This is a genomic window from Campylobacter sp. LR291e, assembly GCF_008633915.1.
Taxonomy (GTDB): Bacteria; Campylobacterota; Campylobacteria; order Campylobacterales; family Campylobacteraceae; genus Campylobacter_D.
In genome coordinates this window covers 76596-102383 of sequence record NZ_VJNV01000022.1, presented here as the reverse complement: position 1 = coordinate 102383, position 25788 = coordinate 76596, and the positions used below count along the sequence as shown (strand labels likewise).

General features: G+C 28.3%; 28 protein-coding genes and 1 pseudogene. 12 read left to right on the top strand and 17 right to left on the bottom strand.

What is annotated here, in order from left to right; genetic code table 11:
• From FMM58_RS04545 to FMM58_RS04530, 5 genes are all read right to left on the bottom strand, one after another.
• A partial coding sequence (locus tag FMM58_RS04545; protein ID WP_150180443.1) for a DUF342 domain-containing protein occupies positions 1 to 310 on the bottom strand: 310 nt, incomplete at its 3' end.
• 34 nt (positions 311 to 344) lie between these two features.
• Entirely contained in the window at positions 345 to 1070 is a 726-nt protein-coding gene (locus FMM58_RS04540; protein WP_150180442.1) for a hypothetical protein, read from the bottom strand.
• Positions 1071 to 1073: 3 nt separating this feature from the next.
• A complete protein-coding gene (locus FMM58_RS04535) occupies positions 1074 to 1763 on the bottom strand; it encodes a hypothetical protein (protein WP_150180441.1) in 690 nt (229 codons plus the stop codon).
• A gap of 1031 nt (positions 1764 to 2794) precedes the next feature.
• A complete protein-coding gene (locus FMM58_RS09135) occupies positions 2795 to 2917 on the bottom strand; it encodes a hypothetical protein (protein WP_263312609.1) in 123 nt (40 codons plus the stop codon).
• A complete protein-coding gene (locus FMM58_RS04530) occupies positions 2899 to 3177 on the bottom strand; it encodes a hypothetical protein (RefSeq protein WP_150140086.1) in 279 nt (92 codons plus the stop codon). The genes FMM58_RS09135 and FMM58_RS04530 overlap by 19 nt, the downstream gene beginning before the upstream one ends.
• A gap of 783 nt (positions 3178 to 3960) precedes the next feature.
• Between FMM58_RS04530 and FMM58_RS09340 the strand changes: the two genes are divergently transcribed.
• The 12 genes and pseudogenes from FMM58_RS09340 (at position 3961) to truA (ending at position 12627) form a co-directional block, all read left to right on the top strand.
• A complete protein-coding gene (locus FMM58_RS09340) occupies positions 3961 to 4263 on the top strand; it encodes an HNH endonuclease signature motif containing protein (RefSeq protein WP_150140094.1) in 303 nt (100 codons plus the stop codon).
• A gap of 69 nt (positions 4264 to 4332) precedes the next feature.
• The gene (locus FMM58_RS09130; RefSeq protein ID WP_263312657.1) at positions 4333 to 5022 is read left to right on the top strand and encodes a DNA cytosine methyltransferase; all 690 of its coding nucleotides are present in this window, start codon (positions 4333 to 4335) and stop codon (positions 5020 to 5022) included.
• 47 nt (positions 5023 to 5069) lie between these two features.
• Positions 5070 to 5444: a DNA cytosine methyltransferase gene (locus tag FMM58_RS09125; protein WP_263312659.1), complete on the top strand. Its 375-nt coding sequence runs from the start codon at positions 5070 to 5072 to the stop codon at positions 5442 to 5444.
• Between the two features lie 271 nt (positions 5445 to 5715).
• The gene (locus FMM58_RS04515) at positions 5716 to 6369 is read left to right on the top strand and encodes a DNA cytosine methyltransferase (protein ID WP_263312658.1); all 654 of its coding nucleotides are present in this window, start codon (positions 5716 to 5718) and stop codon (positions 6367 to 6369) included.
• A 77-nt stretch (positions 6370 to 6446) separates the two neighbouring features.
• Complete coding sequence (glmU, locus tag FMM58_RS04510) at positions 6447 to 7742, top strand: bifunctional UDP-N-acetylglucosamine diphosphorylase/glucosamine-1-phosphate N-acetyltransferase GlmU (RefSeq protein WP_150140085.1); 1296 nt, start codon at positions 6447 to 6449, stop codon at positions 7740 to 7742.
• Positions 7739 to 8887, top strand: a complete 1149-nt coding sequence (gene coaBC / locus FMM58_RS04505) for a bifunctional phosphopantothenoylcysteine decarboxylase/phosphopantothenate--cysteine ligase CoaBC (RefSeq protein ID WP_150140084.1) — start codon at positions 7739 to 7741, stop codon at positions 8885 to 8887. Before glmU ends, coaBC begins: the two co-directional genes overlap by 4 nt.
• Positions 8884 to 9504 (top strand): hypothetical protein, encoded by a 621-nt coding sequence (locus FMM58_RS04500; RefSeq protein ID WP_223810453.1) that lies wholly within the window; start codon positions 8884 to 8886, stop codon positions 9502 to 9504. The genes coaBC and FMM58_RS04500 overlap by 4 nt, the downstream gene beginning before the upstream one ends.
• Before the next feature lie 3 nt (positions 9505 to 9507).
• A complete protein-coding gene (gene uppS, locus FMM58_RS04495; protein WP_150151676.1) occupies positions 9508 to 10176 on the top strand; it encodes a polyprenyl diphosphate synthase in 669 nt (222 codons plus the stop codon).
• Positions 10173 to 10415, top strand: a pseudogene (locus FMM58_RS09120) (prepilin peptidase); the annotation flags it as partial. The gene uppS and the pseudogene FMM58_RS09120, both read left to right, overlap by 4 nt.
• A gap of 3 nt (positions 10416 to 10418) precedes the next feature.
• Positions 10419 to 10886: a prepilin peptidase gene (locus FMM58_RS04490; RefSeq protein ID WP_263312611.1), complete on the top strand. Its 468-nt coding sequence runs from the start codon at positions 10419 to 10421 to the stop codon at positions 10884 to 10886.
• Positions 10883 to 11908, top strand: a complete 1026-nt coding sequence (locus FMM58_RS04485; RefSeq protein WP_150140080.1) for an LptF/LptG family permease — start codon at positions 10883 to 10885, stop codon at positions 11906 to 11908. The genes FMM58_RS04490 and FMM58_RS04485 overlap by 4 nt, the downstream gene beginning before the upstream one ends.
• A complete protein-coding gene (gene truA / locus FMM58_RS04480; protein ID WP_150140079.1) occupies positions 11908 to 12627 on the top strand; it encodes a tRNA pseudouridine(38-40) synthase TruA in 720 nt (239 codons plus the stop codon). Before FMM58_RS04485 ends, truA begins: the two co-directional genes overlap by 1 nt.
• Here the strand turns inward: truA and FMM58_RS04475 are convergent.
• The 12 genes from FMM58_RS04475 to leuS are packed head-to-tail and all read right to left on the bottom strand — an operon-like array spanning position 12617 to position 25786.
• A complete protein-coding gene (locus FMM58_RS04475) occupies positions 12617 to 13258 on the bottom strand; it encodes a uroporphyrinogen-III synthase (RefSeq protein WP_150140078.1) in 642 nt (213 codons plus the stop codon). The genes truA and FMM58_RS04475 overlap by 11 nt on opposite strands.
• Positions 13258 to 13890, bottom strand: a complete 633-nt coding sequence (gene thiE, locus FMM58_RS04470; RefSeq protein ID WP_150140077.1) for a thiamine phosphate synthase — start codon at positions 13888 to 13890, stop codon at positions 13258 to 13260. Before thiE ends, FMM58_RS04475 begins: the two co-directional genes overlap by 1 nt.
• The gene (gene thiD, locus FMM58_RS04465) at positions 13887 to 14708 is read right to left on the bottom strand and encodes a bifunctional hydroxymethylpyrimidine kinase/phosphomethylpyrimidine kinase (RefSeq protein ID WP_150140076.1); all 822 of its coding nucleotides are present in this window, start codon (positions 14706 to 14708) and stop codon (positions 13887 to 13889) included. The genes thiE and thiD overlap by 4 nt, the downstream gene beginning before the upstream one ends.
• Complete coding sequence (locus FMM58_RS04460; protein ID WP_150140075.1) at positions 14705 to 15394, bottom strand: 3-methyladenine DNA glycosylase; 690 nt, start codon at positions 15392 to 15394, stop codon at positions 14705 to 14707. The genes thiD and FMM58_RS04460 overlap by 4 nt, the downstream gene beginning before the upstream one ends.
• The gene (locus tag FMM58_RS04455; RefSeq protein ID WP_150140074.1) at positions 15391 to 16152 is read right to left on the bottom strand and encodes an ATP-binding protein; all 762 of its coding nucleotides are present in this window, start codon (positions 16150 to 16152) and stop codon (positions 15391 to 15393) included. The genes FMM58_RS04460 and FMM58_RS04455 overlap by 4 nt, the downstream gene beginning before the upstream one ends.
• Complete coding sequence (locus tag FMM58_RS04450; RefSeq protein WP_150180440.1) at positions 16139 to 19078, bottom strand: DEAD/DEAH box helicase; 2940 nt, start codon at positions 19076 to 19078, stop codon at positions 16139 to 16141. Before FMM58_RS04450 ends, FMM58_RS04455 begins: the two co-directional genes overlap by 14 nt.
• A complete protein-coding gene (locus FMM58_RS04445; RefSeq protein WP_150140072.1) occupies positions 19078 to 19470 on the bottom strand; it encodes a polymer-forming cytoskeletal protein in 393 nt (130 codons plus the stop codon). The genes FMM58_RS04450 and FMM58_RS04445 overlap by 1 nt, the downstream gene beginning before the upstream one ends.
• Positions 19407 to 20312 (bottom strand): M23 family metallopeptidase, encoded by a 906-nt coding sequence (locus tag FMM58_RS04440; protein WP_150140071.1) that lies wholly within the window; start codon positions 20310 to 20312, stop codon positions 19407 to 19409. The genes FMM58_RS04445 and FMM58_RS04440 overlap by 64 nt, the downstream gene beginning before the upstream one ends.
• Entirely contained in the window at positions 20299 to 21462 is a 1164-nt protein-coding gene (locus FMM58_RS04435; protein WP_150151688.1) for a Mur ligase family protein, read from the bottom strand. The genes FMM58_RS04440 and FMM58_RS04435 overlap by 14 nt, the downstream gene beginning before the upstream one ends.
• On the bottom strand, positions 21455 to 22858 hold the full coding sequence (locus tag FMM58_RS04430) for a hypothetical protein (RefSeq protein ID WP_150140069.1): 1404 nt from the start codon (positions 22856 to 22858) through the stop codon (positions 21455 to 21457). Before FMM58_RS04430 ends, FMM58_RS04435 begins: the two co-directional genes overlap by 8 nt.
• The gene (lptE, locus tag FMM58_RS04425; RefSeq protein ID WP_150140068.1) at positions 22842 to 23351 is read right to left on the bottom strand and encodes an LPS assembly lipoprotein LptE; all 510 of its coding nucleotides are present in this window, start codon (positions 23349 to 23351) and stop codon (positions 22842 to 22844) included. The genes FMM58_RS04430 and lptE overlap by 17 nt, the downstream gene beginning before the upstream one ends.
• Complete coding sequence (leuS, locus tag FMM58_RS04420) at positions 23348 to 25786, bottom strand: leucine--tRNA ligase (RefSeq protein WP_150140067.1); 2439 nt, start codon at positions 25784 to 25786, stop codon at positions 23348 to 23350. Before leuS ends, lptE begins: the two co-directional genes overlap by 4 nt.
• Positions 25787 to 25788: the final 2 nt, after the last annotated feature.

Sequence of the window (25788 nt, the reverse complement as noted above, 5' to 3'; positions counted from 1 at the left end):
GCTTTAAAGATATTTTATTACTTAAAACCTTAACTTCATCTTGTAAAGTGTTAATTGTGCTTATATCGCCTGTTATATTAATGTTTTCAACCTCTTTTTTTACTTCTTCAAATTGATTTTGTAGGTCTTTTAGACCTTCATTTTCTTCTAAATAGGTGGTTATTAATTCTTGTAAAGATTGGCCTATTAATTCATCAAAAGAAGAAGAATCAATACTTTCAAAATTATCAAGTATTATTTTAAGCTGAGTTTGTAACTCAATTAAAGCATTAATTTGAGTTTGTAAAAGCATATTTAAATTTTCATTCATAATAAATCCTTAAATAATTTAAAAATCCTTAAAATTAAGAATTTTTAGCCCCTTCTATATCTGTTAAAGCTGTAGTTTTAGCCCCTTCTATATCTGTTAAAGCTGTAGTTTTAGCCCCTTCTATTTCTTGATTAAGATTATCTTTAAATTCATTAAGTTCAACTATAATACTTTCTTTTAACTCATTTAACTCATTTTTAGACCTTTCTACTATTTCATTAATAAGTATTTCATTTTGGGTTTTTAAATCCTTGAAACTTTGAAAAAGAGAGGTTATATCGCTATCAAAGCTTGACAAATCTCCAAAGGCAAGTTCAACCCTTTGCCTTAAATCTTGTAAAATAGTAGCTGAGTTTTGTATATTTTCAAGATAAAAATTAATTTTTTGATAGTCATTTTCTATTAATTCACTAGGCGTTTTGACAATACTTATAATACTTTCTTTTATTTCGCTATTTGTAAGCAAAGAATTATAAGTTATTTCAAGGCTACCATTTTCATTACCAAGGGTTATTTTTAAAGCCTTAAAAGCCTCATTATATTCGCTTATGGTATGAGAAAAAGTAACAGAGCCACTTTCATCTATTAAATTATCATATTCGCTATTTAGTGTTAAATTATTAGCAGTTAATGTAATAATAAATTTTGTATTAAGTTGCTCTTCATTTAAATCCTCATAAGAAAAACTTAAGCCACTATCAAATATAGACCCACTAAGGCCTGTATAATTTGAAACCTTATTTAAAATCAAATTTGCCATTTTTTACTCCTTAATTTGTTTTAGCGTATTTTTAAAAATTGTGTTTTCTAGTGTAAACAAATAATTATAAATATTAGCCAATTGCTTAATATTAGAAACTTGTACCTCTTTAATAAGACTTTTTTTACTTTCTTGTACAAAATGTTTAAAATCAATCTTTTTTAATAAATAATTTGAATTAAAATTTTCAATTAAACTATTAATTGAAAGAATTTGAGTATCGAAGTTATTACTAATTATCTTTAATTTTTCATAATTTTCAGTATCTCTTAAAAGTTCTAAAAGAGCAGCTATTTCATTTTTATGCTCTAAAATAATATTTTTTAAATTATTAACTTCATCACTTATTTTAATAAACTCTTCGCCTTTTTCTTCCATTAAAACACTAGTTTCATTAAGCAAATTTTGTAAGTTTTGAAAATCCTTTTCTTTTTGATTAATTAAGCTTTCAAAATTACTTATTTGTGCTGACATATTTTCTAAATTTTGATTTAAATTATCTTGTAAATTTTTAAGGCTTTCATCATGGCTTAAAAAATTGCTTTCAATATTATTAAAACTCTCATTTAAAGATTTAAAAATATTATACATTTCATTAACACCAAGCAAGGTTAGTTTAACTTGTTCTAAAAAGGCGTTGTCATTTGCTAAAACTTCTTTAATTTGTTCTTCAATACTTAACTCACCAGCCATTATTACTCCTTTTTTTTAACTAAGATATTTTAAATTAATGTAATTTTTAAAAAAAGGGTTAAAGTTTTTTTTCCTAAATTATTATGTATGAAAAGGCATAAAAATATTTTTTTAATAATATTCTTTTTAAAAAGTAATACATTTTTAAAAAAATGCCACTCCGCACGGACTTATTTTTAATTAAAAAAAAAAAAAAACTCACAAGACACCCAACGCACGATTTTAAACACATTTTATAACACATCTTTAAAAGCTAAATTTTAAAATATTCTCGCACAAGCCATAGCCACTCGCACACATTTTTTTAATATTTTTTTACACCAACGCACACAACCTTAAAAATATAACTATTTTTCTAAGTTTTTTTACCTTTTCACGCCACGCACAATTTTAAATCTTAATTCAAAACCTCGCCACACCACACGGAAAAATAAAAAAAACTTAGAAAAAGAAAAAAAGCTATTAATAAAAAATGAAAAAGTTAAAAATTAATATAAAATTGCAGGGCGCGCTTTTAATTTTAAAAAAAATATTTAAAATGCAATTTTGCAAAAAGCCAACCAATTTACAAAAAAACCAATCAAGCCCCGACTTTTTTAAGCTTTAATTAAGTTTAAAAGCTTAAAAAACCTTAGACAAAAAGAGCAATTTTTATAAAATAAACATTAAAAATAAGTCATTATTATGTATAATTGCAAAAAAATGAATTTTTTTTTTTTAAAAACTTGACAAAAAATGCAAAAAATGATTATAATATTTACAAATTTTTTTAAATTAGTGGCATATTTTGTGCCATTTTTAGAAAAATATAAAAAAATTGTTATGAAAAAATAGGACTTTAAAGCCTATAAAACCTACTAAAAATTACTTGTAGAATATCTTTTTTAATTTGATTAAAGATATTTATTAAAAAACCACTACTACTTGGTCACAACATAGCTCATTTTATAAAGGATTAAACGCTTCTATCATAAAATCAACCATAGCCCTTGGTGTAAAATATTGTCCTAAATCACCTTTAAAAGTAGTGCTTAAAAATTTTCAAAGGCAATACCTTTAATATCAGCAGAAGTTAAGGAAAGATTATATTTTTCTAATTCCTTGACTATATTTTTAATAGTACTATCTTTTAATTCTATTTTTTCATTTTCCATAAAATTTTATCTCTCGAAAATTCCTTTTTAGTTTGATCAAACATATCTTTAAAAACACTTTCGTTAAAATTTCTACCAGGGTCATTTTCCTTATCTTCTATATATTTTAAAGAAAAAATATTTGTTGTAGGACTTATCTGTTTTAAAGCATTTCTTTCGATATGAACCTTCATAAATAAAACCTTTGCAATCTCATCAAAGGTCTTTGCTGTGTCGTGTTTTTCTGCGTTTCTTATTATATCATGGCATTTATTAAGCACTTTGTTAAATTCATCTTTTTTAAAAACTACTATAGATTTTAATAATCTTTGTCTTTCTTTTTCATCATCATCGTTTTTTTTTGTATATCTATAATTTCTTTTACATGACCTATATCTATGTAAACATTATCAGATTTGCATTCTACGATTATAAAAGGATTATTGTTTTTTGCTATATCACTAGCATTTTTTAAATTACTAACTGAATCTCTCTCCGTTGCCTTGTAAGTATTAATTCTTTTTACATTTAATTTAGATTATATTTGTATTCGTTCACTAAAGTACATACAAATTTTTGTATAATTATTTTCTCAGGTCTTATAGTGAACCATTTTTGAATATGAGAATAAATTTGACCTTTTTCATTTGTTTATTTTTACTTTTAATTTTTGCATTTTTTTTCCTTTGTAAATTTAATAAATTCTTAAATTTACCAACACCGAATGAAAAAAAGAAACAAAGCAAAAAATATAAATTTGACAGATTTTGCAAATATTTATATCGTAAACGAACATTAAATAGAGTATTTTACAAAATATTATACAAAACAAATTATAAATAAAATAGGAAGAAACATAAGCAAAAACAGCCGTTTTAACTCTCTCTCGTATCAGCAATTTAACGATAAATTAATTCAGCTTCCAAGTTTGACACAATTTATAAATAATCAAATAAAATTAAAAAATCATAAACTTACCATAAATGAACAAATCAAATGTATTGTAAAAAATAGAAATTTCCAAAATGTTTGGCGTAATAAATTAGCAGATGAAGTAATAGCCTATACAAAAAAATGGAACAATAAGTTGTCCATTTAGCGGTATTGAGGCAAGTAGAGAAAACTTTTTAATATTATTTAGGGCTTCGCATATAAAAAGTTACAAAAATAGTGATTTAAAAGAAATATATGACATACATAATGGTTTACTTTTATCTGCCAATATGGATGCTTTATTTGATAAACATTTAATAAGTATTGATAACAATAGACGATTAAAACTTTCCTACCTGTTTGGTAATGAAAATGGTAATTTTGCAGACAATCTTTATATATACAATGATAAAAAATATCAAATTTTTTTCTAAACGATCAAAGAATACGTTTTATGTCTTGGCATTATAAACAATTTTTAATCAAAGAACAAAAGAGAAAAAATGCTTAAAATTGCCACAGTTTTTAGTGGAATAGGTGCATTTAAATTTGCATTAAAACGTTTAAATTTTCCACACAAAACAATATTTGCTTGTGACAATAGTGATATAAACTTAACAATAGATTATGATAAAGAATTAAAAACTATTAAATGCTTAAAAAGTCCCAAAGAAAAAGAAGAATATTGTTATAAACTTTATGAAAATAACTCTAAAAAACACAATTTTATTCGTGATACTTACTTAGCAAATTACAAATGTGATTACTTTTTTAAGGATATTAGACTTTTGGATGGGATTGATTTTAAAAGACAAATTGATATCTTAGTAGGTGGGTCACCTTGTCAAAGTTTTTCACAAATTGGTCGCCAAATGGGTCTTAGTGATACGCGTGGGACACTATGTTATGATTATGCAAGAATAATACAAGAAATTAAACCAAAGGTTTTTATTTATGAAAATGTCTCAAATTTATTAAGACACGATAAGGGTAAAACTTGGAATATTATGCAAAACGTATTTGGCCCACTTGGCTATGTCTTAAAATATCAACTTTTAGATAATAGAAATTATAATATACCACAAGATAGAAAACGAATTTTTATTGTAGCTTTTAAAAACGCACATTTTGCTAATAACTTTGAATTTCCAAAACCAGAAAAACTTAAATTTAGTATGCAAGACTTCTTTTAGATAATTGTAAATTTAGAAATTTTACTAGTGAAAATGGAAAACTTAAAATAAAAAAATCACCTAGTGTTGTAGATGATAAATATTTTTTAAGTGAAAAGTTAAAAGCCTATGTTTTAAGTCCAGGTACTAAGAATTTTTATCATCAAAATACTAAAACTGATTTAAAAATAGCCCGTGCAATCCTTTCCACTCAAGGTAACTCTCATAGGGCTAGTATTAATAATTATGTAACTACAAATAATAAACTAAGGGTCTTAACAAAACGTGAAGCCTTGAGACTTTTTGGTTTTAGTGATGATTTTAAAATTTGCGTTTCTATGGCTCAATCTAGAAAACAAAGTGGAAATTCTATAGTTGTAGATGTTTTAATAAAACTTTTTCAACAAATCCAACAAAGTGGAGTTTTTAATGAAAATTGTTAGTTTATTTTCAGACATTGGTGGATTTGATTTGGGATTTTTGCAAAATAATTTTAAAATAATTTAGGCTAATGATTTTGATAAATTTGCTGTGCAAACCTATAAAGAAAACATAGATAAAATATAATCTTAGGCGATATTTTAATTCTTAAAGAACAAATTCCACCACACGATATAATACTCGCAGGCTTTCCTTGACAACCATTTAGTTCTCTTGGAAAACAAAAAGGATTTGATGATAAACGTGGAACACTTTTTTATGAAATTTTAGATATTGTCAAAAAAACACAAAACAAAAATTATAGTTCTTGAAAATGTTAAAAATTTAATCTCTCATAACAAAAAACAAACTTTCAATACAATGTTAAAATTACTAGATAATTTAGAATATAATTATTTTTATGAGATGTTAAATACTAAAGATTTTGGTTTTCTACAACAAAGAACAAGAATTTTTATAGTAGCTATTTTAAGGGAATTTAGCAATATTAAATTTGAATTTCCAAAAGGTTATAAGCTTAAAATTTCAACACAAGATTTACTTGATAAAAATGTAGATAAAAACTATTTTTTAAGTAAAAAAATAGCAAAAACAATACTTAGTTGGGGTAGTGGTGGATATAAAGCTGAACCTAGCATAAATTGTAAGATTAGTAAAACACTAACTGCTACAATGTGTAAAATGCATAGGGCTAGTCAAGATAATTATGTAACCAATGAACTAAATTTTGCAAAATTTAATGATGACAATCTTATAAATGTAAGAAAACTTACTCCAAATGAGTGTAGCAAACTGCAAGGCTTTCCAAATTCATGGAAACAAGTAGTAAGCGATACGCAAGCTTATAAACAATTTGGCAATGCAGTATCTGTAAATGTTTCAAATGCTTTAGCTAAAAATATAAAACAATTCTTAAATTTAAAATAAAAAACTAAATACTTTCTAAATTGCAAAAATATTTAATTTAACTTGCTAAAATATCCTTTATTCTATAAAGGTTTTTTATGCAAAATATAAGTATAGTAATACTAGCTGCAGGGCTTGGGACTAGGATGAAATCAGATGTTCCAAAGGTTTTGCAAAAAATTTCAGATAAAAGCATGATTTGGCATATTTTAGATAAGGCTAATACTTTGAGTAATGATATTAGCGTTATTTTATCACATAAAAAAGAAGAGGTTGAAAAAGAAATTTGTCTTGATTTTAAGGATATAAATTTTATAAGCCAGGATTTGCAAAATTATCCGGGCACAGCAGGGGCTTTAAAAGAATATAAGGCTAAGCACGATAAGGTTTTGATACTTTGTGGAGATATGCCCTTAATACAAAAAGAAACACTTAAAAATTTGATTAACAATGACTCAGATTTAAGCGTGGCAGTGTTTGATACCAAAGATGCAAAAAGCTATGGCAGGGTAATAATAAAAGATAATGAAATTCAAAAAATCGTAGAATTAAAAGATGCAAATGAAGAAGAAAAAAATATAAAAATTTGCAATAGTGGCGTTTATGTGATTAAAACTAGTATTTTAAATGAACTTTTGCCTAAGATTACAAATGACAATAGGGTCGGGGAGTTTTATTTAACAGATATTATAAGGCTTAGCAAGGAAAAAAATTACAATATACTTCCTATTTTTGTTGATGAGTATGAGTTTATGGGCGTTAATGATAAATTTGAATTAAGCGTGGCTGAAAATTTAATGCAAGAAAGAATCAAAAAAAACTTAATGCAAGCAGGCGTTATAATGCAAAATCCAGCTAGTATTTTTATAAGTGCACAGGCTAAATTTATTAAAGAATGCAAAATAGAAGCAAATGTGCAAATTTTAGGAAAAAGCATAATTGAAAACTCCATTATAAAGCATTCTAGCGTTATAGAAGAAAGCGTTATTTTAAACTCAGATATAGGGCCGCTGGCACACATTAGACCAGGTTGTGAGATTTCAAACACTCATATAGGAAATTTTGTAGAATGTAAAAAGGCAAGATTAAATGGTGTTAAAGCCGGACATTTAAGCTATCTTGGAGATTGTGAGATTGATGAGGGCACAAATATAGGCTGTGGGACTATAACTTGCAATTATGACGGGGTCAAAAAGTATAAAACTATAATAGGTAAAAATGTATTTATAGGCTCAGATACGCAACTAATCGCCCCTATAAAAATCGATGATGAAGTGATAATCGCTGCTGGAAGTTGTGTAAGTCAAAATATAAAAAGTGGGACACTATTTATAAATAGGGCAAAAGAAAAGATAGTCAAGGATTATTTTTATAAAAAATTTGGAAAAAAATGAAAACTATTCTTTTAGCAGTTAGTGGTAGCATAGCATTTTATAAAGCTTATGAGTTAATAAGCTTATTTAAAAAAGAAAATTTTAAAGTAAAGGTTTTATTAAGCGAAGGGGTCTTAAAATTTGCTAGTAGATTAAGCTTTGAAGCCTTGTGTGATAGCGTTTTGTGCGTAGAAAATGAAAGCTGGGAAAATGATAATAATCATATTAAATTTAGCAAGGATTGTGATATTATAGTATTTGCACCAGCCAGTGTAAATTCCATTAATAAACTAGCTTATGGCATAAGTGATAATTTATTTATCCAAACCTTAATAGCTAGTTCTAAGCCCTTAATAATAGCCCCTGCAGCAAATTCAAATATGTATAATCATTTTAGCACTCAAATCTCTCTTAAAATTTTAGAAAAAAATAAGGCCATAATCATTAAACCCATAGTTAAAAAACTAGCTTGTAAGGACGAGGGAATCGGGGCTTTAGCTGATATAAAAGATATTTTTAATATAGTCAAAAGACAACTTTTTAAAGAAAAATTTTTTGAAAATAAAAATATTGTTATAACTTGTGGAGGGACTAAAGAAAAGATTGATGATGTGCGATTTATTAGCAATTTTTCAAGTGGAAAAATGGCTAAGGCTATAGCTGATGCCTTTTATTTTTTAGGGGCTAATGTAAGATTACTTAGTAGCGTTGAATTTAAGGCACCTTATGCAGTGTATAATTTTGAAAGTTCAAAGGATTTAAAAAATTTAATTGATAAATTTCAAAATGATGATTTTTTGATAATGGCAGCAGCTGTGAGTGATTTTGTACAAAAATATACAAAGGGTAAGATTAAAAAAGGCAAAGAAAATTTAAATTTAAGCTTAAATTTAAATGAAGACCTACTTAAAAATACCAAATTTAAGGGCATTAAAATAGGCTTTAAAATGGAGCTTGATGAAAAAAACGCCTTAGATAATGCTAAAAAAGCCTTGATTGAAAAAAAGCTGGATATGATTTGTTTAAATATTTTAGGAGATAAAAATAATTTTGGTTCAAATTTTAATCAATTAAGCTTTATAACAAAAAATGATATAAGTACTTCAAAATTAATAAGCAAAGAAGAATTAGGCTATATATTAGCTAGAATGTGTGAAAAATTATGAGTAGTATGATAAACTCGACCCTACCTATTCAAATGAAGGTGCTTGATTCTTCGTATAAGGGGCATTACACACTGCTTTTAAATCACAAAAAAATAAGCACAAAAAGCTTAATTGAACTAGAAGTTGGGGCTGAGTATTTGGCAGAACTTTACACAAATAAGGGTGGCATTTTACAATTTAAAAATCTTAGCAAGAGACCAAATTTACTCCCCTTTGAAGAGGGTTTAAGTGTGATAGTAGCACTTTTAGAAACAAAGATAAATTTTAAAGATTTTGTTATAAATTCTATTTGTGAGTGTAAAAATAGGCAAAAATATCAAATTTTAAAAGAAATGCTTTTTGCAAGTTATGAAAATATCTATCATATTCCCTTTATTTTTGAAAATAAGGCTTGTTTGTTTCAAATGCGAAAAAATGAAAATTTCATAGAACTTTATCTTTATTTTAGTGTTTTTGGGGCTTTAAAAATCATTATTGATAAAAAAGGAGTTTCTATTTTCACACCCTTTTTAAAGGTGCAAAAATTTCTTAATAAACACTTAGAATATAATGTTTTGCATGATAATAAATTAAAACCTTTATATACATTTAAAAAATTATTTGATTTTAAAGGATAGCTAATGAACACGCTTAATCACCTTGCCATTGTAATGGACGGAAACAGACGTTGGGCTAAAGCTAAGGGATTTTTAGCCACGGTTGGCTACTCGCAAGGTGTGAAAACTATGCAAAAGCTTATGGAAGTTTGCATTGATGAAAAAATCTCAAATTTAACCCTTTTTGCCTTTAGTACAGAAAACTGGAAACGTCCAAAAGAAGAAATTCAATTTATCTTTGAACTTCTTAACAGGTGTTTAGAAGATGCCTTGAAGGAATTTAAAAAAAATAATATTAAATTTCATGCTATAGGAGATTTGACCCTTATAGATAAGGATATTAGAAATAAAATTGCTAGATTAGAAGAAGATACAAAGGATTGCAATTTATTATGCGTAAATTTGGCTATTAGCTATGGGGCACGTGATGAGATTGTAAGGGCTGTTAAACGCGTTTTAGAAAAAAATTTAGAAATAAATGAAAAAAATATTAGTGAAAATTTAGACCTTTGTATGGACGTTGATTTAATGCTTAGAGTTGGCAATGCAAAGAGACTTTCAAATTTTTTATTGTGGCAAAGTTCTTATGCTGAAATTTATTTTAGTCAAACCCTATTTCCAGGGCTTACAAAAAGGGAATTTAGAAAGATTATAAAAGAATTTAGGCAAAGAGAAAGGACCTTTGGACGTTGAATTTAGCCTTTCTTTTTGTTTTAAGTTTAATTTTTTCTTCATTTTTCATATGCCTTACAAGTAGATTTTGCGAAAACAAACCCCTATTTTCAATACGCTCTTATTGTTTTTATTGCAATCATAAACTCTCATTTTTTACCCTAATACCCATTTTTTCATATATTTTTTTAAAAGGTAAATGCAAGTACTGTCTCAAAGGTATCCCAAAGATAAATTTTTTAGCCGAAATCATAGGGGTTTTTTTGCTGCCATTTAGCCTTTATGCTAGTAAAATAGCAAATTTTTCATTTATCTTTTTTTCCTTATTTTTATTTATGCTTTTTAGTCTTTCTTTGATAGATTTAAAATTAAAAGCCGTGCCAAATTTAATCCTGTGGCTTAGCTTTATAATAGCCTTTTGTGTAAATTATGATATAGATTTTATCTTTAATGCTTGTTTATGTGCTGGTTTTTTATTTTTGCTCAAAAATTTCATATCCTTTTTAAAAAGCATAAAAAGCAAGGATATACAAGAAAATTTAGGCGATGCAGATATTATAATAATGGCTAGTATAAGTGGAATTTTTGGCTTTAAATTTGCCTTTTGGGTCTTATTTTTAGCCTGTGTTTTAGCCCTGCCCTTTTTTTTCTTTGTAAAAAAAATAGCCTTTTTACCCTTTATTAGCCTTAATCTTATAGTATATTTTTTATTTTTGGAAATTTACAAATGAAACTAAGTTTTAAGTATATTTTAAATCAATTTTTAAGCACGAATTTATCAATCTTTTTTGTACTTTTTAGCATTGTTTCTATGATTTTTTTTATACAGCTTGCAAAGCTTACCTCAAGCATTGAAATTAGCCTATTAGACTTTATTAAACTTTATTCTTTTATGTTGCCTAGAATTCTTATTTTTACCCTGCCAATATCCTTTTTTATCGCTCTTAGCCTTGCACTTTATCGCTTATCAAGGGAAAATGAAAGCATAGTACTTTTTACCCTTGGTTTTTCACCTAAACTTTTAGCTAAATTTTTTCTTAAAATTTCTACCCTAGTTAGTGCTTTTATGCTTTTTATAGCTCTTGTTATGATTCCTATAGTATTTGAATTGCAAGATAATTTTGTAGATTATAAAAAAACTCAGGTTAAATTTAATTACAAAATAGGAGAATTTGGACAAAAATTTTTAGAATGGATGATTTTTATACAAAAAAAGGATAATGATAAATACGAAAATATAGTTATGTATCACCCAAAGCGCAAAGATAAAGATAAAGAACAACTCATAATAGCAAAAGAGGCTAGTCTTCATAGGAATGAGGATAACTTTGCTTTTGATTTATTAAATGGCAAAATGTATAATTTTGAAAACGATGAAAGCCTATTTGTGGGCGATTTTGAAAAATTAACTATAAATACCAAATTTAGCAATGAATTAATGCAAATAAGAAAATTTTATGAGTACTGGAACGATTTAAACACCAATAAACACAAGGCTAAAGAATTTGTAATTTATACTACAATCGCCCTTTTTCCACTAGCTAGCACGCTTTTTGCCCTCTCCTTTGGCATAGTAACTTATCGCTATGAAAAGGGCATTATTTATGTGGGTATGTTTTTAGTAATTTCTATTTATTTTGGACTTTTAACTATCTTTCATAAACCCCCAATTTTAGCCGTTTTACTCATATTTTTAAGCACCTTTTTAGCATCTATGATCTATTTTAAAAAGACCATTTTGAAACGTTATTAATGAAACTTAAATTAACCTTAGCATACAATGGCATCACTTTTTTAGGCTCAGCTTGCCAACCTCATCAAAACAGCGTCCAAGATAAACTTGCAAACGCCCTAACTCATTTAGGAATTTATCAAAGACCACTTTTTGCCTCAAGGACTGATAAAGGCGTTCATGCAAGTGGGGCAGTAGCTTGTATTGAGTGTGGGGAGCATTTTAAGGACCTTGCATATTTAAAAAGGCAAATTAACAAATTTGCCACACCTCACATTTATATTAAAAAAATTGAAAAAGTAGATAATAATTTTGAAGTACGTTTCAACGCAAAGGCTAGGGAATATCGCTATATTTTTTGCCATAAGGAATTTAATCCTTTTTTAAGTGATTTTGTGTATTTTTACCCTGAATTTGACATTAAAAAAGCGAAAGAACTTTTAAAATTATTTGAAGGCACACATGATTTTAAATTTTTTCAAAAAACAAATGATTTAAATACTAGCATAAGGACAATTTATCTTACAAAGGCATATAAAATTAAGGAATTTAGCGTTTTTAAATTTAGGGCAAATGGCTTTTTAAGGGCACAGATTAGACTAAGCGTACAAGCTATTTTAGCAACCCTTAATCAAAAAATTAACGAAAAAAATTTATTAGAACAAATTGAAGGTAAAAGAGCTTATATTAGAGAATTAGCCCCTGCAAATGGCTTATATTTAAGTAAGATTATTTATTAAAATTTGCTAACTTTTTAGCAAGTTTGACGCAAGAGTTTAAATTTGTATCCTTGCTTAAAAAGACATTTTCAAAATCCTTTAAAGCTTTTTTTGTACTTTGCCCTATAACCACGCATTTATCATCCTTTTCTAGCTTATAGGTTTTTAAAAAATTGCTAACTTGCAAAGGAGAAGAAAATATAAAAACACAGGGCCTAATAAGCTTTAAATTTGAGTGCTTGTAGATATTTTCATAGGCTATTATTTGACTAAGTTTAACACCTTCATTAATCAATAAAAAATCCAAATTTGAAGCAATTTGCTTAGCCCTTAAATATAAACAATGCTTGTTTTTAAGCTCATTTTTAAACTCATTTACTAAATTTTTACCATAGGCAAGTTTAGGAAATTTTACCTTTTTAAAGCCCATTTTTATAGCTTTTTTAGCCGATTTTTCCCCAACTGCAAAAAGGGGCTTATTAAAATCAGGTTTTATTTGATTAAATTCCAAAGCCCTTAAGGCATTTTTAGAACTTATTATAAGGGCGTCAAAGTCGTTAAAATTAATATCAAAATGAAAAAATTTAAATTCATTTAATATTAAGTTTTCTACCCCCTCAAATTTATCTTCGCCTAAAAAATAAATTTGCACTAAATGCCCTTTATATAAGTATTAAAGACTTTTTTTAAATTTAGTGCTGCTCTTTTGCTATCATTTGAATCTAAAATAGCCCTAACCACTGCTATACCTGCTAAATTTAAGCCCTTTAAATCCTTTATAACCTCTTCATCAATGCCACCAATTGCTACAACTGGAACCTTTGAATGCTTTATAATGTCCTTTAAATCATCCTTGCTAAGTACTAAACTTTGCTTAGTAGGCGTTTGTCTAATGGTCCCACAGCCTAAATAATCAGCCCCAACGCTTTTTTTTAACTGCTTTAAATTCTTAACAGAAAGACCTATGATTTTTTTAGAACCTAAAAATTTTCTAGCAATCTTTATATCTAAATCATCTTGCCCTAAATGAAGTCCATCGCTATTTAAGGCAAGTGCTAAATCAAGTCTATCATTTATTATAAAGGGAATTTTACGTACATTACAAAGCTTTTTTACCTTTAAGCCAAGTTTGAAAAAATCCCTTGTGCTTAGATTTTTTTCGCGAAGCTGTATAATGCTAACTCCACCATAAATTGCATTTTCTAAGATACTTAAAAAGCACTCATCGCTTTGATTTTCTTTTTTACTAGCTACTAAATAAAGGCTTAAATCAAGTTTTTTCAATGCTTTTTATCCTTGATATTTTTATAAAAATGATTAGTAGGGCCACAACCCTTGCCCAAATTTAAAGAATACAAAATAGCGTTTTTAACATATTTTTTAGCCCTTGTTACTGCTTTTACCTTGTTAAAGCCTAGTGCTAGATTGCATGCAATTGCCGAACTTAAAGTACAACCCGTCCCATGCGTATTTTTAGTATCAATTCTTTTGCTTTCTAAAACATACATATCATTTCCATCATAAAAAATATCATCTGCATTTTCATTACTATGCCCACCCTTGATTAAAACGCTTTTTGCTCCAAATTTATAAAGATAAAAAGCAGCCTTCATCATATCATCTTGATTATTTATCTTAAAACCACAAAGAAATTCGGCCTCTGGTATATTTGGCGTTAAAATATCAGCAAATTGTAAAATATTGTTTTTAAAAGATTCTCTCTCATTTGCAGGCATTAAGGCAAAGCCATTTTTTGCAAACATTACAGGGTCAATTACTACATTTTTTGGCTTAAATTTAGCCAAATTTTTAGCAACACAACTCATTAACTCACTTGAACCTATCATGCCTATTTTGACTGCCTTTGGATAAATATCTTCAAAAACAGCTAGTAATTGTTCGTCTACTATCTTCGTAGGCACATTATGAACGCTAATAACCCTAGCCGTATTTTCAGCCACTACACTTAAAATAACACTCATTCCAAAAAGATTATGAGCACTAAAGGTTTTTAAATCAGCTTGAATTCCAGCCCCTCCACTACAATCACTCCCTGCTATACTTAAAATAGGTATCAAATAAGTACTTTTTGCCTTTTTCATAAATTTTCCTTTCTTATATTTTCAATAATTTTAAGTCCTTTTTCATCTATATTTTTTCCCTTAAAATGCATCTTACAAAAGGCTATTATTAAGGCATGGAAAAATTGATATAGTTCGTAAAGTTCGTAATTTTTATTTAAAATTGTATTTAAACAATTCATATTAATTTCTATCCCACTTTCAAAAAATTCCCTTAACTCATCATAGCTTTCAAATTCATAACCTAAAGCATTTGCTAAGCGATTTGTGTAGCTGTCAACTACTAAAATTTCTCTTTTACAAAGATAATTTAAAATGCTATCTACGCTTTCAAAACCAAGACCCTTTATATTTAAAAGCCACTCCCTACTTACCCTATCTTTAAAATTTTCTATATCACTAAAATCCCTTAAAATAGCTAAAACTAAGTTTTTAACGCGTTTTGCTTTCATATTATAAAAACCACTTGGCTTAATCAATAAGGCAAGTTTTTCTTCTTTTAAATTTGCAATTTGTTCTAAACTTGAAATTTTAGCCTCTTGTAAATTTATTAATGCCTTTAAAACATTATTCCAGTTAGTATTTTGAGTTAAAACAACAGAAATTAAAAGTTCAAATTCACTCAAGCCCCTATTTTCAAGCCAATCAAAGCCAGAAAAATCAATTTTTTCTTTTAAAAGTGCTTTAAAAATAACTGCCCCATTCATTGTAAGATATCCTTAAAACTTATATAAAATTGCTTAGCAGTCCTAGGGCTCATACTTGCCCTTAATGCTGCAAATTCCCTAGCCTTTGCGTGTAAAAGCTCTTTTTTAATATTTAAATCTTTAAAATAAAAGTCAACCACCCTTAAATAATCATCCAAATTTCCTTGATAAAAACTAAGCCAAAGTCCAAATCTATCGCTTAAACTTAGCTTTTCTTGAACGCTATCTCCAAGATGAAGTTCCCCTCTTGAAATTTGAGTATTTTCATTATCGCTTAAATTTTCTTTTATTAAATGTCTGCGATTAGAACTAGCATAAATTAAAATATTTTTAGGCACCTTTTCAATACTACCATCAAGCAAGGGCTTTAAAAATTTATAACTTGTATCGTTTTCTTCGAAGGAAAAATCATCACAAAATAAGATAAATTTAAAGCTTTCCTGCCTTAACTCATCTATAATGTCAACTAGGGCAAATAAATCATCCTTTGCAAGTTCAACAAGTCTTAAACCATGCGTTTTGTAAGCATTAAAAACTGCCTTAATCAAGCTTGATTTTCCAGTTCCTTTTGCACCCCAAAGCAAGGCATGATTTGCCCCTTTTTCATTTAAAAAATTTAAGGTATTTTGTACTAGGGCTTGTTTTTGCGTTTCAATACCTATTAAATCATCTAAGCTTATATCATCTATTTCAAAAACGGGCTTTAAATAATCTTTCCTAGCCCTATAAATTGCTGCATAAATGTTAGTCCAGTCCATTTTTAACCTTTCTTAAATGTGTTAAAACTGCTTCGATAATATCATCATCATCCCTGCTTCTTGCATGAATTATTGTTTTTTCATCTTGCAAATTGACAAATTGAATATTTTGTTCAAAATTGCTTATCATTTTGTATTTATTTACTGCTAAAATTTTTATCATTAAAAGCGATAAAAACTGCTTTGTATAGGTATCAAGTTTGCCAAATCTATCCTCAACCTCAGCTTCTATTTCATAAATTTCACTTACCTTTTCACACTTACTAAGTCTTCTATAAAGTTCAAGGCGAAGTCTATCTTCTGTGATTAAATCGCTATTTAAAAAGGCATTTACATTAAGTTTTAAATCAATCTTTTCTTCTTTTAAACTTTGATTTTTACTGAGCTTGTTAAGCTCATCTTCAAGCATTTTTAAATAAAGACTATAACCGATTTGTTCTAAGTGCCCACTTTGGTCAACCCCCAGTAAATTTCCTCCTCCTCTAAGTTCTAAATCATGATATGCTAAAACGCTACCTGAACCTAAATAAGAATTGCTTTCAAGGCTTACTAAACGTTTTAAGGCTTGTTTATTTAAGCTTAATTTATTTTCTACTAAAAAATAACAATAGGCTTGTTTATTGCTCCTACCTACCCTACCTCTTAATTGATGCAAGTCAGCCATGCCAAAAAAATCAGCCTTTTCAACGATAATAGTATTTGCATTTGGTAAATCAATACCACTTTCAACTATGCTAGTACAAAGCAAGATATCGTATTGTTTATTTTCAAATTTAAGCATTTCATCTTCTTGAATTTGGGCTTTTATCTTTGAGTGTAGTACTAAAATTCTAAGATTAGGAATTAGATTTAAAAGTTCTTTTTTACACTCATCAATACTTGCTATGTGATTATGAATATAAAAAATTTGCCCTCCACGTCTAAGCTCCCTTAAAATAGCTTCTTTTAACAAGCTTTCATCATATTCTTTTACAAAGGTACGCACTGCTAAACGTTCATTTGGTGGCGTTTGAAGTGTACTATAGGTTTTAATAGTGCTTAATGCTTGATTTAAACTTCTTGGAATAGGCGTTGCACTCATTGATAAGATATGACAATTTTCACTCACTTCTTTTAACTTTTCCTTTTGTTTAACCCCAAATTTATGCTCCTCATCAATCACAATCAAAGCTAAATTTTCACAACTTACATTAAGCAAGGCGTGAGTTCCTATAACAACGCAGGGTTTATTTTCTTTTAAATAGGCTTGAATTTGATTTTTTTCGCTAGTACTGCTAAAGCGGTCGTATCTAAAAACTTGCATATCAAAGGGCTTAAAACGTTTTTGTAAAACCTTGTAATGTTGCTGGGTTAAAAGCGTGGTGGGTGCGAAAAAAAAGGCTGTTAATTTATTGTAAAGTGTTGCAAAAATAGCATTCATAGCAAGTTCAGTTTTTCCAAAACCCACGTCCGCGCTAAGTAATCTATCCATAACCTTTCCACTTGATAAATCTTGTAAAATTTCTTCACTTACTAAATCTTGGTCAGGCGTATAAGTAAATCCAGCCTGTGCTACAAAATTTGCTTGTAAGGCAAAATCTATATTTATAGGCTTTGGCTTGATTAATGCCCTTTTTGCTGCTAAGATTATAATACTACTAGCTATTTCAAAAAGCCTTTCTTTAAGTCTTTCTTTAAGCCTTAAAAAACTATTTTTACCAAGTCTATCAAGCAAGGGGATAGACCCATTGACACCAAGATATTTATCAATCATATATAAATTTTCAACAGGCAATAATAATCTATCATCGTTTTGATATAAAAGTTCTACAAATTCACGTTTTGCCCCACTAATTTCAATCATTTTAAGCCCTAAAAACTTACCTACCCCATAGTCAACGTGGACTACAAAATCATCTTTATTAAGCTCATCTATAATCAAACTTGCCTTTTTAATCCTTTGCTTTCTTTCTTTTTTATTTAAGGAAAGTATGATTTTTTCTTTGCTAATAATATTTAATCTTAAATCACTTTTTACAAAGCTAATATTTGATAAATCATCAAGTTCTAAGCCATTAAAAAGCCCTTCATTTTTAGCTAAAATGGTAATTTTTTTATCCTTATGAAAATTAAAAAAATCCTTTGTATATGTTATGTTTAAGTCTTGATAAATTTTAGCCCTGGGCATGATTTTTTCATTAATAAAATTAAATTTTTCATCTAAGTCATCAAATTTTTTAATACTTATGTAATTTAAATTTAAATAATCATAAAAATCATCTATGCACCAAAAGCCTAGGGAATTTATATCATTTAACAAAGCCTGGCTTTTGAAATTTTCTAATTTTTCATTAAAAGTGCTAAAATTTTCCTTGCTAAAATAGGCTAAAAAGGGGCAAATTTCAATATTTTCAAGCTCTTTTACAATTGATTTTTGCGTATTTATATCAAAAAATCTTATACTTTCAATATCTTCATCAAATAAAAGCATTCTTATAGGATTTTCTTCATTGATACAAAAAATATCAATGATATCAGCCCTTATAGAAACTTCGCCTTTATCTTGTACGATATCTACAAATTCATAACCTAGCCTAGTTATCTCATCTTTGAAATTTTCTAAATTAAATTTATCTTTTTTATTTATAAAAAAACTTTGCAAATGCTTTTTTGAAGGTAATTTTTTTAAGATAGTAGAATAAGAAGAGATTAAAATTTTCTTCTCATTCTCCTTATGATAAGCATTTAAAACCTTACAAAGTTCAAAAAGTTCTTTTGAAAATACCCTTAAATCATCTCCAAAATTTGCACGAAAATCAGGCAAAACAAAGGTCTTTAAACCCTTAAAAATAGCAACTTGAGCTAATAAATCTGCTTCTTTATCATTTTCACACAATAAAAGCTCACAGCTTTTATTACACAAATACTCAAAAAAAGCAGCTTGCATTAGTCTGAATTAGTTTCAAGAAGTTTTAATGAATCTTCTTTAATAGTAGAACCTCCACTAAATTTTCCACCATTTTCAATAGATAATTCTTTAATAGTAATATTGCCAATTACAGCCCCACTTGATAAAATTTCAAGGCTATCAGCTTCTAACTCGCCTTCAAAATAGCCATTTATCACGACCTTATCAGCCTTTAACTCGCCCTTTAAATTCCCGTTTTTACCTACAACTACTATATTTTCAGAATGAATAATCCCGTTCATTTCCCCGTCTATATGGAGCATAGAAGTAAAATAAAATTTACCCTCTAATTTTGAACCGGTTGCAATTACCGTTGTTTCTGTGTTTGCGTTTGATGTTGCAATGTCACTGCCTTTACCAAAGATTGCCATGGAACTCTCCTTTCTTGATTAAAAAATTGATTCATATTTTTTCTTTGCAAATTTAAAAAATGCAAAGGTTCTAAGGTTTTGTTAATAAACCTTACTTCATAATGCAAATGAGGTCCTGTTGAAAGCCCTGTATTGCCGGAATAGCCTATCAAATCTCCCTTATTTACAAAATGTCCTGCTTTAACTACATCCCTTCTTGTTAAGTGAGCATAAACGGTTTTAAAGCCAAAATTGTGAAGTAAAATCACGTTATAACCATAACCATTATTGCTAACGCCTGCAAATTCTACCACCCCAGCTGCAGTTGCATAAACAGGGGTCCCCATATCAGCCTTTAAATCAATGCCTGGGTGATATTCTTTTTTATTTATAACAGGATGATCCCTCCAGCCAAAACTGCTTGTAATGCCCTTATTTACAATAGGATATCCATTTGGAACCTGGGTTAAAATTCCAATTTGTTGTTCATTTGTCAAAGAAAGATTTTCAAGCCTTTCATCAATGCTAATATGCTCATCACTCATAACAATACCTAAAGATTCTTCAAAAGAAGCTATCTTATCTTCTATAGCTGCGTATTGTTCTGCCTTTTCTTCAACGCTTTTTTGAATTTTAGCGTTTGTTTCTTCTAATTCCTTGCTTTTTGCAATTAATTCTTCTCTTTTTCTATCAAGGTCACTGACCTTAGAATCTAAATACTTTATATAAAATCCACTAAATATTAAAAATATGACCACAAAGGCTATAACATAAAAAACAATTTTTTTTATCACTTGACTTAGATAAAAATGCCTAGAACCATTTACATCTGTTATTGTTATAGTAAATTTATTTTTTGCCACTCATTTCCTTTAAAAAATTTTCTACTAGCATAAAAGACCCAAAAACTAGGGTTTTTTTATGGCTTATGTGTGTAAATTTTTCACATTTTATATTTAATTTTTTAGCAATACTAATTACCTCATCGCTTGCTAATTTTCTATCCTTACTAGGATAAACATAAAGTTGCATTGTATCAATAATAGGCTTTAAAGTTTTTAAAATTTCATAAATATTTTTATCAAAAAAACAATTATACACTAAAATTAACTTTTTACCTTTAAATTTCTTGTAAATAGCCCTTGCAGCCATTTCATTATGCCCTACATCCACAAAAAGATTTTCATTTATTTTTTCTAATCTACCTCTTAAATTTAAAGGGGGTAACTTGCTTAAAGCATTGAAAGTACTTTCTTTGGAAGTTAAAATTTCACAAGCTTTTAGGGCTAATTTTAAATTATGTTGTAAAAAATGTGCTAAATCGTAACACTTGCTGTATTCATTAAATTTAATTAATAAATTCTTATCTAAATTTAAATCATTTATTAATGTAGTATTTTTTAAAAAGGCTATTTTTTTAGCTAGATTTAATACTTCTTCGCTTTGTTCGTTTGAAATTAAGGCTAATTTTGACATAACCTTTAACTTTGTCCTAGCAATTTCTAACAAAGTATTTCCTAAAATTTGAGTGTGATCAAAGCCAATTTTTGTAAAAATACTTAATCTTTTTTCAAAGATACTAGTAGCATCATATTCTCCACCAAGCCCTGCTTCAAGTATGATAAAATCACAATCCTTAAAGACAAAGGGACATAAAAAAGTAGCATATTCAAAATAAGAAAGTTTGTTTAAATCATCTTTTAAAACTTCTTTTAATTCTAAGTGACCCCTTTCTAGCAAAGTGGTGCTAACTTCTTTTTTATCAGTGTAAAATCTTTCATTAAAGCTAAAAATATGAGGACTTGTAAAATGGCCTATTTTATAATCTAAGCATTCTAAAAGCTGAGCTAAATAGCGACCCGTACTTCCCTTGCCATTTGTGCCTATTATGTGAATAATGGGCTTTAAATTTAATTCTTTTTTATATTTTTCAAAGATAAAAAAAGCCCTAAAGCGATTTATGTTTGAATAAGAGGAATTTAACTTTTCTAAATGCCTTTTAAACTCACTCATACTGGGCTTCGTACTCCCTATCTTGTATGGCAATTTGGGCTAAAATTTCTTCTATTATATTAGAATCTGGTTTGCTTTGCTTATCTAAGTAAAATACTTTAATCTTTGGCATAATCACATCTTGCTTATAAATAAATCTAAAATTTTCCAAGTTTTGTACATTTATATTAACTAAATTCTCAATCTCTTCTTTGTTTTTTCCAGGGGTTATTATAAGATAGCTTTTTTCATCAACCATCCACAATTCATCCACATCCTCGCAACTTTCCTTTAAGGTTTTTTTGAAACGTACAAAAATTTCATTTAAGCTTTCAAGTCCGTATTTTTCCATAATAAAACGATAATTGACTATAGAAAAAACAGCCAAAGAATAATTAACCTTATATTTTTCAAAATTATCATCTAGCTTATCAAGTTCTTTATCCATACTCCAATCTTCCCTTGCCTCGTTACTTTGAGTAAGTTTAATCTGTATATTTAAGCTATCTATTCTTTGACTAAGCTGGGTTAATTTTTCCTTTAAATCATCAAAACTAAGCCTTACCTCGCCCTTTTCATCGGGGGTTAAATTATTCATAAAATCAATATTTTCTTTATTAGAATGTTCAAGTAAGCTTAATAACTCCTGAGTTTTTTGCAAATTTTCATTAAAGAAATTTAGATTTTTTTGCACGTACATATTATCAACTGCAATTCTTCGATTAACATTAGCAAGTAATTCTTTTTTAAAATTTGTATCCATCATAACAAAGGGCTTTTGGGCTAAATTTTGTGAAAAACCTAAAATTTTTAAATCCTCTACCAAAGAAGGCATTAAAGAAGAACTTAACAAGGTAGCAAAATATTCTAAGGACCTTTCTTGAAGCCTTGCTAGTAATTTTTTAATAATGCTTTCATAATCTTCATATTTATTTATGCCTATTTTGCTAAGTTCTATTTCTAAGTCATTATCTGCGTAGCTGCTTTCTAATTCTTTCCATTTTTTAGATAACAAAAAAATACTTTCACTATCCATAGTTTTTGATAATCTTCCTAGGCTAACCTTAGCTAAATCCCTTGCCTTTTTATCCTTACTTTTTTGCAAAACATTCATAATCAAAGACATTAACTCATAAAATTCGCTAAATTGCTTTCCACTTTGTCTATTTAAAATGGCAATTAAAAAGCTAATTAATTCTTCAATAGTTCGTATGTGTTTTGATTTAAGTTCTTGTTGATAATTTTGAACAAGCAAGGATTTATATTTTTCTATTTTTAACTGGTTTTGGCTAATGATTCCACTTTTTTTACTAATTTCTTCAAAAATTTCATTGTAATTTTCAGGAGTGGGTTTTAACTTTCTTTCATTTAAAATTTTTAAAGTTTGCTTTGCAATATCGTTAATATTTGGTAACACCGCCTTGCCTCCTAATAGCAATCACTGAAATAAACTCGTCAAATGCTTCACTTGAGGCATATTTAATGGCCATAGTCTTTGCATTATCACTAATAATGCTATTTGGCGAGATATCAAAATTATAACTTCCACCAGTCGTAAAATTCGCAGAAGTCCCATCCATAAAAACAACATAAAAATCTAAACTAAGTTTTGCCTTATATCGAACCACATATCCATGCTGGTCGTAAACCAAAGGTGAAAAGCTAAGATTATTTATACGAACATTTATAATATCATTTGCTTCATCTTTCAAGGCAAGTTTTTTACCTAACCTATTTATAGTTATTTGTTTTAAGGCATCAGCGATAAAAACACTATTTTGAGGGTCAAGTGGACTTAACTCCACATTTACATATATTTTATCATTAAATATAGAATCTGCAAGCTGTGCAGTTGGTGTATAAGAACAAGATATAAAAAATATATTCAAAAATAAAATAATTTTTTTCATTTTATCACCAAATTTACAAGCTTTTTATCTACATAAATTTCTTTTATAATTTCCTTTCCTTCAAGCCATTTTGCTACATTTTCCTTAGCTCTTTGTAAAATTTCGTCCTTAGTAGCCAGACTTTTAACTTCAATCTCTCCTCTTCTTTTTCCATTAACACTAACTACTAAATTTAAGCTATCTTTAATGAAAACTTCATCTTTTAATTTAATCTCTTTAAAATTTTCTAGGTCAAAAAGCATAGAACTTAACTCAAAGCAAATATGAGGAACAATTGGCTCTAAAATATTTAAAATAATATAAAAGCTCTCTTGTTCTAAATTTTCATTTTTGCAAAGTGCTAAGGCGTTAAGTGCTTCCATGCAAGCTGCTATTAAGGTATTAAAGGCAAAGCTTTTTTCATAAACCTCGTAAGATTTTTTCAAAGCCTCGTACACCTTTAAACGAGCGTATTTTTCATCCTTAGTTAAATTATCTTGTAAAATTTCACTAAGCTTTCCTTTTTTTACCTTCAAAGCCCTTTCCCAAAGACGACACAAAAAGCGATAAGCCCCTTCTAGTGCATCATCATTCCACTCTAATTCCTTTTGAGGAGGGGCAGCAAATAATATAAAAAGCCTAGCCGTATCAGCACCATATTTTTTAATAATCTCATCAGGGTCAACTACATTGCCCTTTGACTTACTCATCTTAGCCCCATTTTTTAAAACCATGCCTTGAGTTAAAAGCTTAGCAAATGGCTCATTATCTCTTAAATATCCTAAATCTCGCAATGCCTTTTGAAAAAATCTTGCATATAATAAATGCAAAATAGCGTGTTCAATGCCACCAATATACTCGTCAACATTCATCCAATAATCAAGGCTTTTTTCATCAAAGGCTTTTTCTTGCCAAGTATTTTCATCACTTGCAAAACGGGCAAAATACCAACTGCTTTCAAAAAAAGTATCTAGGGTATCACATTCTTTTAACGCATCACCACCACATTTTGAACATTTGCAAAATTTCCAACTTGCATGATTTACCAAAGGATTACCCTCGCCTGTGATTTGCACATCATCAGGTAAGGTTATAGGCAAATTTTCTAGCCTTTGAGATACTATGCCACATCTATCACACCTTATCATAGGGATAGGAGCGCCCCAATATCTTTGCCTTGAAACTCCCCAATCCCTTATCTTAAAATTAATCACCTTTTTTCCAAGCTTTAAGCTTTCAAATTTAGCAATTATCTTTTTTCTAGCCTCGTTACAATCTAATGAGTTAAACTCATCACTATTTATTAAAATACCCTCTTTATCAATATAAGCTTCGTTTTGATTAAAATTTGCATGATTAATTACTTGAATAATATCTAAATTATATTTTTTAGCAAATTCAAAATCCCTTTCATCGTGTGCAGGTACTGCCATAACAGCCCCACTACCATAATCGGCCAAAACAAAATTTGCTACCCAGATAGGAATTTTTTTATTTGTTAAAGGGTGTAGTGCATAAATTCCTAAAAAATAACCCTCTTTTTCAGCCATTTGCCTTTCTTTTAAGCTAGTATTAAATAAATCTTTAAGTTTTTTTGTTAAATTCTCATCTAAATATTTATTTTTAATCAAATTTTCTATAATTTTATGTTCTGGGGCAAGTGCTACATAAGAAATACCATAAATAGTATCAGCCCTTGTCGTAAATACTTCAAAGCTTTCAAATTCTGCCTTTTTATTGCTTTCATCATCAAGTTTTAGTTTAAACTCAAGGCCCTCGCTTTTTCCTATCCAATTTTCTTGCATGGTTAAAACTTGACTTGGCCATTTTTCTTTTAAGCCCTCAAGCCCATCTAAAAGTTCGTTAGCATAGGCCCTTATATTTATATAATATCCTGGCATATTTTTTTGAATAACCTCGTTTCCACAACGCCAGCATTTGCCATCTTCAACTTGTTCGTTTGCTAAGACGGTTTTATCGTGTTCACACCAATTTACAAGGGCTTCTTTTGTATAAATTAAACCCTTTTCAAACATTTTTATAAAAAATTCTTGTTCAAATTTAGTATAAAGTGGGTCAGAGGTATTAAAAATTCGCCTTTTAGAAAAAGAAAATCCTAAGGAAAAAAGTTCTTTTTTCATATAATCTATATTTTCATAGGTCCAAGTTTTTGGGTGAATTTTATGTTTAATGGCTGCATTTTCAGCTGGCATTCCAAAACTATCAAAACCTATAGGATGAAGTACATTATAACCAGCCTTTCTATAATATCTAGCCATAGCATCACCTATTGTATAGTTTCTAACATGACCCATGTGAATTCGCCCACTTGGATATGGAAACATTGATAAAATATATTTTTTCTTTAAGTTAAAATCATTTTTAGGCTCAAAACTAGCATTTTTATCCCAAAATTCTTGCCATTTTTTTTCTATTAAACTAGCCTCGTAAGCCATTT